This window comes from Alteromonas sp. B31-7, from assembly GCF_015767655.1.
Taxonomy (GTDB): Bacteria; Pseudomonadota; Gammaproteobacteria; order Enterobacterales; family Alteromonadaceae; genus Alteromonas; species Alteromonas australica.
In genome coordinates this window covers 532,053-544,614 of record NZ_CP065233.1, presented here as the reverse complement: position 1 = coordinate 544,614, position 12,562 = coordinate 532,053, and the positions used below count along the sequence as shown (strand labels likewise).

General features: G+C 45.9%; 8 protein-coding genes. 6 read left to right on the top strand and 2 right to left on the bottom strand.

The window, feature by feature from the left end; translation table 11 throughout:
- Positions 1-81: 81 nt before the first annotated feature.
- Together IUA53_RS02355 and prlC are read right to left on the bottom strand one after the other, a co-directional pair.
- Positions 82-771 carry a DNA-3-methyladenine glycosylase I gene (locus IUA53_RS02355; RefSeq protein ID WP_196898208.1) on the bottom strand — a complete coding sequence of 230 codons (690 nt, stop codon included), beginning with the start codon at positions 769-771 and terminating at the stop codon, positions 82-84.
- Positions 771-2,807, bottom strand: a complete 2,037-nt coding sequence (prlC, locus tag IUA53_RS02350; protein WP_196898206.1) for an oligopeptidase A — start codon at positions 2,805-2,807, stop codon at positions 771-773. The genes IUA53_RS02355 and prlC overlap by 1 nt, the downstream gene beginning before the upstream one ends.
- A 239-nt stretch (positions 2,808-3,046) precedes the next feature.
- Here prlC and IUA53_RS02345 point away from each other — a divergent pair, with 239 nt between their 5' ends.
- The 6 genes from IUA53_RS02345 (at position 3,047) to IUA53_RS02320 (ending at position 12,537) form a co-directional block, all read left to right on the top strand.
- Entirely contained in the window at positions 3,047-3,607 is a 561-nt protein-coding gene (locus IUA53_RS02345) for a response regulator (protein WP_044448828.1), read from the top strand.
- Between the two features lie 31 nt (positions 3,608-3,638).
- A complete protein-coding gene (locus tag IUA53_RS02340; RefSeq protein WP_231401240.1) occupies positions 3,639-4,466 on the top strand; it encodes a PhnD/SsuA/transferrin family substrate-binding protein in 828 nt (275 codons plus the stop codon).
- 13 nt (positions 4,467-4,479) lie between these two features.
- The gene (locus IUA53_RS02335; RefSeq protein ID WP_044058237.1) at positions 4,480-6,147 is read left to right on the top strand and encodes a sensor histidine kinase; all 1,668 of its coding nucleotides are present in this window, start codon (positions 4,480-4,482) and stop codon (positions 6,145-6,147) included.
- 89 nt (positions 6,148-6,236) lie between these two features.
- Positions 6,237-7,547: a response regulator gene (locus IUA53_RS02330; protein WP_044058238.1), complete on the top strand. Its 1,311-nt coding sequence runs from the start codon at positions 6,237-6,239 to the stop codon at positions 7,545-7,547.
- A gap of 199 nt (positions 7,548-7,746) precedes the next feature.
- Positions 7,747-9,096 (top strand): glutathione-disulfide reductase, encoded by a 1,350-nt coding sequence (gene gorA, locus IUA53_RS02325; protein ID WP_196898204.1) that lies wholly within the window; start codon positions 7,747-7,749, stop codon positions 9,094-9,096.
- A gap of 93 nt (positions 9,097-9,189) precedes the next feature.
- Positions 9,190-12,537: an amidohydrolase family protein gene (locus IUA53_RS02320; RefSeq protein ID WP_196898202.1), complete on the top strand. Its 3,348-nt coding sequence runs from the start codon at positions 9,190-9,192 to the stop codon at positions 12,535-12,537.
- Positions 12,538-12,562: the final 25 nt, after the last annotated feature.

The following is a 12,562-nucleotide window of genomic DNA, read 5'->3' as shown; positions in this document are numbered from 1 at the left end:
GTTCGTGCTACTAGCTAAAGGCTAAAGTGTATAGGATTGTTACGGTGAGAAACAGCGCTTTACTTGCAAAAAAGCGCAGGATTAAACCCTGCGCTGGTTTGATCCCCAACTGAAAGCCACCAGTAGGCTCAGCTCTTGTAGCGACCGACCACTTTCTTGTTGCCACTGAGCAAAGGCAGCATTGGCAGCCGTCAGGGTTTTCTTACTAGTTAGCCCACCATCAATGATGTCTTGTTTACGTAAATAATCTTCAACATCGCTGGAAAATAAAAAGGTGTCGACCCCCATTGCTCGCAGCATATACGGGCCTGTATTGCCTCCTAGCCGCGCCCCGCGCTGCTTTAGGAACAGCCACAAATCTGTGATGTTTTCAGCAGAAAATGACGAAACAAACTGTCCAAAGCTTCCGTGTTCTCGCGCCACATCCTTAATCATTAGGGCATTTTCGCGAACCGTCATCACTTTTTTGTAGTTACGAACAATACTGGGGTCAGACGCTTTTTGTTCGAGCATTTCATCTGGCATCAACAAGACTTTGTCTATGTTAAAGTCAAAAAATGCCGCTTCGAAGTTGGGCCATTTTTGTTCTATAACACGCCATACAAATCCGGATTGAAAAACCTTTTTTGTCATGGCAGAGAGAAATCGATGATCACTCAATTTGGCCACGTCGGCACGGGAAAGGGGCGTACTAAGCAATGCTTCCACCGCCGCCTCGCTACCTTTTCGTTCACAAGCGCGCGTGTAAATTTGCGCGAACTTTTCCGCCATTAACCTTTAATCCCGCTGTGTCTGAGTAGGGCATCCACTTGTGGTTCACGCCCCCTGAAGGCCACGAATAAATCCATAGGTGCTTTGCTTCCCCCCATTTCCAAGATATTTTCAAGGAAGGATTTACCCGTTTCGCGATTAAAAATTCCGTCTTCTTCAAACTTACTGTAAGCATCAGCCGACAGCACTTCTGCCCACTTATAGCTGTAATAGCCTGCTGCATAGCCCCCGGCAAATATGTGACCGAAACTATGTTGAAAACGATTGAATGAAGGCGGCACTACCACAGCGACTTCATCTCTAACGGCATTCAGTACTTGTTGTACATCAACCGATGCGCCGTCTTGGCTATGTAATAGAAAGTCAAAGAGACTGAACTCAAGTTGACGTACCATTTGCATAGCAGATTGATAATCCCGGGCAGCCAACATTCTATCTAGCAAGTCGGTTGGAAGGGGGTCACCCGTTTCATAATGACCAGAAATAAAGTTCAACGCCTCCTCTTCCCAACACCAGTTTTCCAAAAATTGACTGGGAAGTTCGACGGCGTCCCAAGGCACGCCGTTTATTCCAGAAACCCCCGCCACCGACATTTTAGTCAGCATGTGGTGGATACCATGACCAAATTCGTGGAACAGCGTAACAACTTCATCATGGGTAAATAACGCAGGTTTGTCGCCAATAGGAGCATTGAAATTACACGTTAGGTAAGCCACGGGAAGCTGTATTTCTCCACTGGCTGTTTCACGGCGTACTCGGCATTCGTCCATCCATGCCCCACCCCGTTTTTTAGCACGCGCGTAGAGGTCGAGATAAAAGCTTCCGCGCAACGCATCCGCGCTGTCGGTAATAGTGAAATAACGCACATCGTCGTGCCAAGTATCGATACCAGGTTGCTCAATAATCTTTAAGCCATAAAGACGGTGTACCACTTCAAATAGCCCCGACAACACTTTGTCTTCAGGGAAGTAAGGACGCAGCATTTCATCAGAAATGGTGTACTTTTCCTGTTTAAGCTTTTCGCTGTAGTAAGGTAGATCCCATGCCTGCAAATCGGTGACTTGGTGGGTTTGTTCTGCGTATGCCCGCACTTCTTGCAATTCATGCTCAGCTTGCGGTTTAGATTTAGCCGCAAGGTCACGCAAGAAAGTTTCAACTTGCTCGGTAGATTCTGCCATCTTGGTGGCCAAAGAACGCTCGGCATAGCTATTAAACCCGAGTAATTGGGCAAGCTCGGTACGCAGCGCCAAAATTTCTTTAATAATAGCCGTGTTGTCCCACTTACCCGCATTTGGCCCTTGATCTGAGGCTTTGGTGGCATACGCGCGGTACATTTCTTCACGTAACAAACGGTTGTCTGCGTATAGCATCACAGGTAAATAAGAGGGAATATCTAAGGTAAACAACCAACCTTGTAGATCTTTTTGGTGGGCAGCTTGGGCGGCGGCTTCTTTTGCTGATTCAGGCATACCGGCTAGCTCATCTTCATCGGTAATGTGCTTTGTCCACCCCATGGTCGCGTCCATCACATTATTGGAGAAGGTTGACGACAGCTCACTTAGCTTGGCTTGTATTTGCGCAAACCGCTGCTTTTTGTCTTCGGGTAATGCCACGCCAGAAAGGGTGAAATCTCGAATAGCGTTATCGATAACTTTTTTACGTTGCGCATCTAACGTTGCGTATTCTTCAGAGGCTTTAAGTGCTTCATATGCCTGATACAAACCGTGATGCTGCCCTACCCAAGTACCGTATTCTGACAATAACGGTAGGCACGCATCATGGGCTTCGCGCAATTCGTCGCTGCTGACCACCGAATTCATATGGGAAACCGGCGACCACATTTTACTGAGTTTGTCGTCGACTTCCTCTAAGCGCAACACCAAATTTGCGTAGCTATAGTCTTTTGATGCCACCACCTCGTCTATTTCCTGCTTACAGGTGGCAATTGCCTTTTCAATCGCAGGCTTTATGTCTTTCGGCTCAATTGCAGAAAACAATGGAAGGCCGTCTACCTTTTCAATCGCGGGTGTTGTCATACGTCATTCACTCTTATTTGCTCATATCAATAACATGTTGGGTCGGTAGCCGTAAAAGCAAGTCTCACGACAAACAATTAACGGGTAATTAAAACTGTTACGTTAGCGGTTATCAGACAGTTTAGTTTGTATTTTCATGGACTTGTGCTGTCGCAAATGTCGCACCCTATCCTTATGTCTAGTTTGTCACTTAGATTTTCAATGCTATACATTACTGAGTCACTCAAAGAGATGGTGCAATGAAAACATTATCGTCCGGTGAAATTGCATCCTATTGCGATGTCAATTTACGTACAGTTATACGATGGATTGAAAGCGGCAAGCTCAAGGGCTTTAAACTGCCTGGCAGAGGCAACAACCGTGTTCTCGTAGATGACTTTATTGAGTTTCTCAACGACCACGGCATGCCCATCCCAGAGGCGTTGATGAGCGATGCTGCTCCCTCAATACTGATTGTGGATGATGAAATGCCTGTGGCAAAGTCTATCCAACGGGTGGCGCGTCGTGCGGGCTTTGAAACCCAAATTGCCACAGGCGGTTTTCAAGCTGGCGTTATGCTTAGCCAGCAAAACCCCAAAATGATGACACTAGATTTAAGTATGCCGGGCATGGACGGGTACAGTGTCATTGAATTCACCCGTCAACAGGCTAAACACAAACACCTAAAGATTTTGGTTATTTCAGCGCTAGATGACGCAAGCCTTGAAAAAGCCATTGAATTGGGTGCTGACGCCACACTACAGAAACCGTTTTCAAATCATGACCTAACTCAGATTATTGAGCAGTTTATGACGCAATAAAGCGTGAGACGTTGATTTAACGAGGTTGGCTATGGTTGTACGACACATATTTAGGTTATCAATTTGCCTGTCACTGCTTTGCGTGGTGAGTGTGGCCATGTGCGAAACCCTAACCTTTGGCATTGTGCCCCAGCAATCAGCTAAAAAATTAGCGGAAACCTGGCAACCCCTGATTGATTGCCTGGAAGAAAGCACCTCCCTCTCTATTGAATTTCAAACGGCAAAAGACATACCCACCTTTGAGGCACGCTTGGCAAATGGTGACTACGACATTGCGTATATGAACCCCTACCACTATGTCGTTTTTAGCGACTCACCAGGATATCAAGCGCTGGTAAAACAGAAAGATAAAAAAATCACCGGCATTATTGTAGTGAGAGCGGATAGTCCTATTCAAACGCTCGATGAGTTAAACGGCATGCAGTTGGCGTTTCCAGCACCTGCCGCATTTGCTGCTACAATTATACCTAGCGCACATTTACGCCAGCAAAATATTTCGATAAATCCGCACTACGTGTATTCACACGACTCGGTTTACCTAAACGTAGTGCGAGAGTTTTTTCCTGCGGGCGGAGGAATAATGAGGACGTTAGGCACTATCGATGAAGCCACTCAACAGAATTTGCGTGTATTGTGGAAAAGCCCGGGCTTTACCCCCCATGCCATTGCCACACACCCTGATGTTTCCGAGGACGTTCGCATGGCGTTGGAAAAAGCGTTTTTAGCACTATCGGCCGATGAGAGTAAACAAGCGTTACTTCACAAAATGGGATTTACTCAGTTTGAAGGCGCGCACAATAGCGATTGGGATGATGTGAGGGCATTAGGCATCACATCGTTAGCTCGACCGCATTTGTAACGAGAACATAATTATGCGCCTGTCTCTTCGAACAAAAACAATTGCTGGCATGGCTATCATCGCCACTATTTTATTGACCTTTTTGTTAGCCACCGTGTTTAGTTTATTGAATCAATTGGTTGACGAAAGCGTAGAAAAATCGGCAAACACAACCGCAAATTTATTTGTCTCCACCACCAAAAATGCGTTTTTAAGCTTGGATTTGGCATCGTTAGAAGCCGATACCTTCGAGGTTCTCACCAACCCTAGCATTGCTTATGTTCGAATAAAAAACAGCGCTGGTAAGGTATACGTTGAAAAAGGCGACCTTGATGCCCTGCAAAGGCCATTTAATGCAGACAAAAACGTACGTTCAGCGGAAGACGGCGTTTACGAAATTTCAGCCCCTATTCAGGTTAACGACACCCTTTATGGTCACGTTGAGTTGGGCATGAATGTTAATGAAATCAATAATGCGATAACACGGGTTCGAAGCTGGACGTATGCCTTGGCCGCCTTCGAACTTACCTTGGTCGCCCTATTTTCGTTCTTTTTAGGTTCGTACCTAATGGCGCAGCTTAGGCAGTTAAGGGCCGGCGCCCGGCATTTAGCCGTTGCAGTAAAAGATAAGAACTATCAAAACATTACCGTGCAGGTAAGAGGCAAAGATGAGCTTAGCGAATTGGCAGAGGCATTTAATCAGCTCGTCAATTTACTGAAAGACGAGCATACCCAACGCCAACAAGTGGAAGATGAGCTTAAAAACTTCAATAGCTCTTTAGAGCAAAAAGTAAAAGACAGAACCCAGTTATTGAATCAAAAAAACCTTCAACTGGAAAACGCGAATAAAGATTTAAAAGACGCACAAGTACAGTTGTTGCAGGCTGAAAAAATGGCGTCGGTGGGTCAACTGGCTGCGGGTGTAGCCCACGAAATTAACAACCCAATAGGCTTTGTTAGCAGTAACTTAGCAACATTAAGCAGTTATATTTCAACCTATCAAATGATATTTGCGCAGATAGCTTCTGTGCTGAATCAGGAGAATGAGGAAAAACGTAAAGCCGCGCTAGAAGAACTAGACAAATTACTAGCCAAGCAAGACATGGATTTTATTAACGGTGACATAAACGAGCTAATGTCTGACTCGAAAGAAGGCATGTTACGGGTAGCAGAAATTGTGAAAGGATTGAAACTCTTTTCACGTATCGACAGTGAAGAAAAGCAACTCTACAACATAAACGATTGCGTGCGTACTACGTTAACCATGGTAAACAACCAGCTCAAGTACATTTGTACGGTAGAAACGCATTTAGGCAATGTGCCCATGATACCGTTAAATGTCGGGAAGATTTCTCAAGTGGTAACAAACCTCTTAATTAACGCGGGGCAAGCGATAGAAAGCAGTGACGAAAACGGAACCATTACGGTCACCTCCTCGGTGAACAACAATATGGTTGAACTTAAAATAGAAGACACGGGATGTGGTATTCCAGCGTCACATTTAGACAAGCTGTTTAACCCCTTTTTCACCACGAAACCCGAAGGCCAAGGTACAGGCTTAGGCCTGTCAATTTCATTTGGTATTGCAAAAGAGCATGGCGGTTCACTTGATGCAAGCAGCGTAGAGGGTAAAGGCAGCTGTTTTATTCTTCGCTTACCTATAGACCCAGAGAATAACGAAGAGGCACTTTCTAATGCGTAAACCTACTGCTATGTTTACTTCTTTAAGCATGTTAATGCTGCTTGTGGACGCTGGCGCAAATACACACAAACATAATGAGGTGGTGCGTAATGAGTGGAAATGAGGCACAAGAAAAAGTCATCTTTACCGTATTGTTTGTGGATGATGAACCTAATATTTTACGCGCCATTAAACGCGCACTTTTCACATTAGACATTAACTTACTGCTAGCGGAAAGCGGCGCAAAGGCCCTTGAATTGCTGTCCAGTCAAGACGTGCATGTGGTTATTTCAGACATGAAGATGCCACAGATGTCGGGGGCTGAACTCCTTGAACAAGTCGCGCTTCGCTACCCTGACACCTTCAGGGTTGTGCTGACCGGCTATGCCGATATTGAATCAACGATAAAAGCCGTTAACCAAGGGAAAATTCACCGTTACCTTCAAAAACCATGGGACAACCAAGAGCTTATTCGCGTTATAGAGGAAGGGTTAGAACGGGTTAAATTGAAAGCGGAGAATTTACGCTTACAGCACCTGACACGGTTGCAAAATAAGAAACTCAAAGAGATAAACACCTCCCTTGAAACCATGGTACAAAAACGCACTCGACAAATAAAAGCCGCGTTAAACAAAATTGAGAAGCATAACCTTGCGATGGAGCAGGTGCTGTTCAATGTCATCAGTATCAACCCCAATATTGACGGCAAATTTGCCATTGAAGTAAGCGAACTGGCGACTAAACTCGCCAAAATGGCAAAACTCGACAAAGATGAGGTAAAGCGTATTGGTTATGCAGGCCTCATTGGCGAACTTGGGTTACTCGGTTTACACACCGATGACTTCCTTGCGCCCTTTGGCAAACTTAACTATCAACAGCAACAGAATTATTTGTCTCAAACTAAACAGGCGGCGCTTATTTTAGCCCCTGCACATGACTTACTGCCGGTGTCAGAAATTATTGAGTACCAGTTTGAGCACTTTAATGGTTCGGGGTTGTACAACAAAGTTGCCAAGGAAATTCCTATCGGCTCTCGCGTTTTGGCCATTGCCCGCGATTACTGGCGCTTAGTGACAGGGCGATTAAGCGGGGTAGAAATGCTGGCTCGTGATGCGAAATTAGAGATGAAAAAGCACACCAACACACGCTACGACGGTGAAATACTCTCGCTTTTGCTTGAGGCAGAAGACATTGGCAAACCTCAGCACATTCAAGCCACACTGCAAGCCACTCAACTGCAAGCCGGTATGGTGCTATCACAGAATTTATACAATGATAGCCATATACTCATTTTGCCTGAAGGCCATGTGTTTAGTGAGGCAACTATCCATAAATTGCGCATGTTTGAAAAAGAAAAGGGTAAGCCATTCAGTATCTTAATTGAGCCTGAAAAACAAGAGTCGGCCGTGACAGAAAGCTGAACATGGTGGATCAACCCTTGATCAAATTAAAATCCAGTTCGTAGTGATACGCACTGGATTTATTATTTTTAGCATCTGCATCCTGTAAGCGTTTGTCGACTATTGCGGTCTGTTGATGGTGAACAGAGTGTGCCTTTCGCACATTTCGTGTAACAATAAACTTATTATTTATCGCCCTATGGATAAAAAGGCATCTCGAATGACTCATTTTGATTATATATGTATTGGCGGTGGAAGCGGCGGTATCGCGTCTGCCAACCGTGCAGCTAAACATGGTAAAAACGTTGCCATTATTGAAGCCAAAGATATTGGTGGTACTTGTGTCAATGTGGGCTGCGTACCTAAAAAGGCCATGTGGTATGGTGCCCAAGTTGCTGAAGCAATTCACAAATACGCACCAGAATATGGTTTCGATGTTACGTTGAACACGTTCAGTTGGGACAGCCTCATTGCCAGTCGCCAAGCCTATATTGAGCGTATCCATGCCTCTTACGACCGAGCACTGACGGCCAATAATGTTACCCTAATCCGAGGCTTCGCCACCTTCATTGACAATAAAACCATTGAAGTTGATGGCGAGCGTTATACCGCCGACCATATTACTATTGCGACGGGCGGCCGCCCCATTATTCCTGACATTCCAGGGGCGCAGCACGGCATTGACTCAGACGGCTTTTTCGCGCTAAGAGAGCAACCTAAACGGGCAGTCGTGGTTGGCGCCGGTTACATAGGCGTTGAACTTGCTGGTGTCATGCATAGCTTAGGTACAGACACTCACTTAGTGGTGCGAAAGCATGCGCCTTTGCGTCATTTTGACCCTTTGATCCATGAAACCCTGGTCGATATGATTCATGCTGAAGGCTGTACGTTGCATAACCATGCTAGCGTGGAAAAGGTAGAGCGTAATGATGATGGCACTTTATCGATACATTTGACCAACGATGAAGTTCTTGAAGCAGATTGTCTCATTTGGGCCATTGGCCGCCAGCCTGCCACGGACGTTATTGCCATCGAAAACACCGATGTTGAGCTAACTGACAAAGGTATGGTAAAGGTCGATAAGTACCAAAACACCACAGCGGAAAATATCTATGCGGTTGGCGATATTACCGGTAAGGCAGAGTTAACACCTGTTGCAGTCAAAGCGGGCCGCCTGCTGAGCGAGCGCCTATTTAACGGCCAAAAAGACGCACATATGGATTACTCCACCATACCTACGGTGGTGTTTAGTCATCCGCCAATTGGCACCATTGGATTAACAGAACCCGAAGCCATTGAGGCCTATGGCGAAAGTGAAGTGAAAGTTTACACCTCTAGCTTTGCATCAATGTATACCGCGGTAACCCGTCATCGCCAGCTGACTAAAATGAAGTTAGTATGTGCAGGTAAAGAAGAAAAAGTGGTGGGCTTGCACGGTATTGGCCATGGTATGGATGAAATATTACAAGGTTTCGCCGTGGCCATAAAAATGGGCGCAACCAAAGCCGACTTTGACGCGTGTGTAGCCATTCACCCTACAAGTGCGGAAGAGTTTGTTACGATGACATAAACGCCACAGCGGCCAGTGACAAAAATGGCAGCCCTTCGGCTGCCTTTTTAGTTTCCTGTCTGGGCAATAATGATAAAAAGCGGAATAACGACAATGATAAAAACAACGATAGCGCTGCTAAGTACTGCACTTATCGCTGGGTTGAGTGCCCAAACAGCAGCCACCCCATCTGACGACAACACCACTGTGGATACCCTCGCAGAAACATCTAAGTATGATGTAGAAAATTGGCAAGTCACCCAGCCGCCATTCAAACTCAACGAGGTTGCCATTTCGACCAATGAAACCACTTGGTCGAGCCTTGACGTGTCCCCCAATGGCAAGTTCATGATTTTCGATATGTTGGGTGACTTATACAAAGTGGATATAAAAGGTGGCAACGCCACCCCACTCATTCAGGATTTCGCGTGGAATATTCACCCCGCAATTTCTCCTGACGGCAAGCAAGTTGCCTTTGTTTCAGACCGTGATGGGCTAAGCAATGTCTGGGTTATGGATATTGACGGTACTCATCTAAAACAAATTACCCGTGAAAAGAAAAATATTATTCATGCGCCTAAATGGAGCCCAGATGGCGAATATTTGGTAGTGACTAAAGGCATAATGTCTAGCCGAAGCATTCCAGCGGGCGAGATTTGGATGTATCACAAGTCGGGTGGAGATGGCCTTCAAATAAAAGCAAGAAACAGTGGGAAACGGGATCAGCAAAATATTGCCGATCCTGCCTTTTCTCATGATGGTCGCTACATTTACTTCACTGAAAACACCGTTCCGGGCAGCCGATTCGAATACAACCGTGACCCTCTTGAGGGCATTTTTGCTATCACCCGATACGACCGCGAAAGTGGCGACGAACGCCGATATATTAGCGGTACCGGCGGCGCCGTAGTTCCTACACCCTCGCCAGATGGCAAATACGTCGCGTTTGTTCGCAGAGTGAAAGATAAAACAGCGCTTTTTCTAAAAGACATTAAAACCGGCACTGAAACACCACTGACTTTCGCCTTAGAGCGTGACATGCAGGAAGGATTTGGTTCAGAAGGTTACTTCACTTATTTTGATTGGACGCCAGACGCATCGGCCATTGTTTATTGGAGCCGTGGTAAATTTCACATCATTGACGTCGATTCGAAAGAAACCGAAACCCTTAATGTGCATATTGATACCACAGTAAAATTTGCAGATGCACTGCGTTTCCCAGTCGATGTAGCACCGGATAACGTTGAGGTCAAAATGACCCGCTGGTCGCAGATGTCACCCAATGGAAAAAGCATTCTATTTCAAGCGCTAGGTAAGTTGTACGTACGAGATGTGAAGTCAGGTAAAGTAAAGCGTCTGACCAAACAGAACGACCACGATGAATATTACCCTCGCTATTCAAATGATGGAAAGTCTATCGTTTATACTACGTGGAACGACCAAGATTTAGGTACCGTTCGCGTGGTGTCTGCCCGTGGCGGCAAAGGCAAAGTCATTAGCGTGCAACCTGGACACTACATTGAACCGTCTTTTTCAACTGATGGTAAAAAGGTGGTTTTTCGTAAGTTTACTGGCGGCAGCTTACTTGATCCTAAGTATTCAGTGGACCCAGGAATTTATGTGGCAAACCTGAAAAATGACACAGTAGAAAAAGTGGCTGACAGCGGGTACAACGCGCACTTTGCCGGTGATAATGAACGCATATTTTTTACCGAATCGGCCGGCGGAAAAGCCTATTATGAAACGCAACTTTCAAGCGTAAATTTAAAAGGCAATGACAAACGCACTCACTTATATGGCGCAGATAAAGTAAGTGAGTACAAACTTTCACATGATAAAAAGTGGGTAGCGTTTGTGTATCAATTTAAAACTTACGTCACGCCCTTTGTGGAAAACGGTAAGAAAATCACGGTAGGGCCAAACATGACTTCGTTACCCGTGACGCAGTTGTCGAGTCGTGCGGGTGAGTATTTAACCTGGTCTGCTGACAACAGCACAGTAAGCTGGTTTAACGGCCCAACCTTATTTATGCGCTCTCTTGATGAGGCATTCGCCTTCGTTGATGGCGCGCCTGAAACGCTGCCTGACCCCGTAGCTGAAGGAATTGATTTATCCTTTACCACCAAGGCCGATAAACCTACAGGTTACACCGCCTTGATGGGGGGCAAGATAGTGACCATGCGTGATGCGGATAGCACGCAAGAAGTTATTGAAGATGGTGTGGTCCTGATAAAAGACAATCGCATTGCGGCTGTGGGCAAACGAGGCGAAGTAGACATCCCCGATAACACGTTGCAAATTGACACTCAGGGGAAAACCATCATTCCTGGTTTAATTGATGCTCACGCCCATGGCTCACAAGGGCGCAACGAGATTATTCCTCAACAAAACTGGAAACAGTACTCCAATGTGTCGTTTGGGGTGACCACCATTCACGACCCTTCCAACGACACCACAGAAATAATGGCGGCCGCCGAACTACAACGTACTGGCCATATTGTAGCGCCACGCATCTATTCTACCGGCACCATTCTGTATGGCGCTGAAGGTTTAGGTTACAAAGCCATTATTAATAATTATGAAGATGCTTACTTCCACGTAGAACGTCTTAAAGAGGCCGGTGCCATTTCTGTAAAAAGTTACAACCAACCTCGTCGCGACCAGCGCCAACAGGTTCTGTGGGCAGCGAAGAATCAAGAAATGATGGTGGTACCTGAAGGGGGCGGGAAGTTACAGCAAAACTTAACCATGTTGGTAGATGGTCACACAGGTTTAGAACACAGCCTTCCTATTGAAAAGGGGTACAGTGACGTAACCCAATTGTGGAAAGCCACGAAGTTTGGTTACACACCTACCTTCGTGGTGTCGTACGGCGGCATGATGGGAGAAGAATATTGGTATGATAAAACAGAAGTGTGGAAAAACCCTCGCCTTCTCCGTTATACCCCCAGCACGGTGTTAGATAAGCGTGCTATTCGCCGGCCCACTGCACCGGAAAGTCAATACAACCACCAAAACGTGGCCCGTTACGCAAAAACCTTACGAGATAATGGTGTAAGTGTGCACATTGGTGCTCATGGACAGCGTGAAGGCTTAGCCGCACACTGGGAGTTGTGGATAATGCAACAAGGTGGCTTCACTCCTTGGGAGGCCCTACGCGGCGGCACCATTGATGGTGCAAAACACCTTGGGATGAGCAAAGACATTGGTAGCATTGAAACGGGCAAGCTCGCTGACTTGGTGGTTATTGATGGCGACGTACTTAGCGACATTAGAAAAAGTGAATTTGTTGAATATACGGTGCTTAATGGCCGAGTTTATGAGTCTGCAACCATGAACGAGGTAGGCAGTAAGAAAAAACGTAAGCCATTTTTCTTTGAACAAGACAACGCCACTTTTATGCCACAACAAACTGCCGATGAAGTTGAAGCAAAAGCCCATCATTATCACTGGGAACACTAACCCCCAAACCCCAGTGAAAGCAGTT

Coding starts and splice junctions, on each gene's coding strand:
- IUA53_RS02355 (WP_196898208.1), bottom strand. CDS start 771: ATGGCGGAAAAGTTCGCGCAAATTTACACGCGCGCTTGTGAACGAAAA.
- prlC (WP_196898206.1), bottom strand. CDS start 2,807: ATGACAACACCCGCGATTGAAAAGGTAGACGGCCTTCCATTGTTTTCT.
- IUA53_RS02345 (WP_044448828.1), top strand. CDS start 3,047: ATGAAAACATTATCGTCCGGTGAAATTGCATCCTATTGCGATGTCAAT.
- IUA53_RS02340 (WP_231401240.1), top strand. CDS start 3,639: ATGGTTGTACGACACATATTTAGGTTATCAATTTGCCTGTCACTGCTT.
- IUA53_RS02335 (WP_044058237.1), top strand. CDS start 4,480: ATGCGCCTGTCTCTTCGAACAAAAACAATTGCTGGCATGGCTATCATC.
- IUA53_RS02330 (WP_044058238.1), top strand. CDS start 6,237: ATGAGTGGAAATGAGGCACAAGAAAAAGTCATCTTTACCGTATTGTTT.
- gorA (WP_196898204.1), top strand. CDS start 7,747: ATGACTCATTTTGATTATATATGTATTGGCGGTGGAAGCGGCGGTATC.
- IUA53_RS02320 (WP_196898202.1), top strand. CDS start 9,190: ATGATAAAAACAACGATAGCGCTGCTAAGTACTGCACTTATCGCTGGG.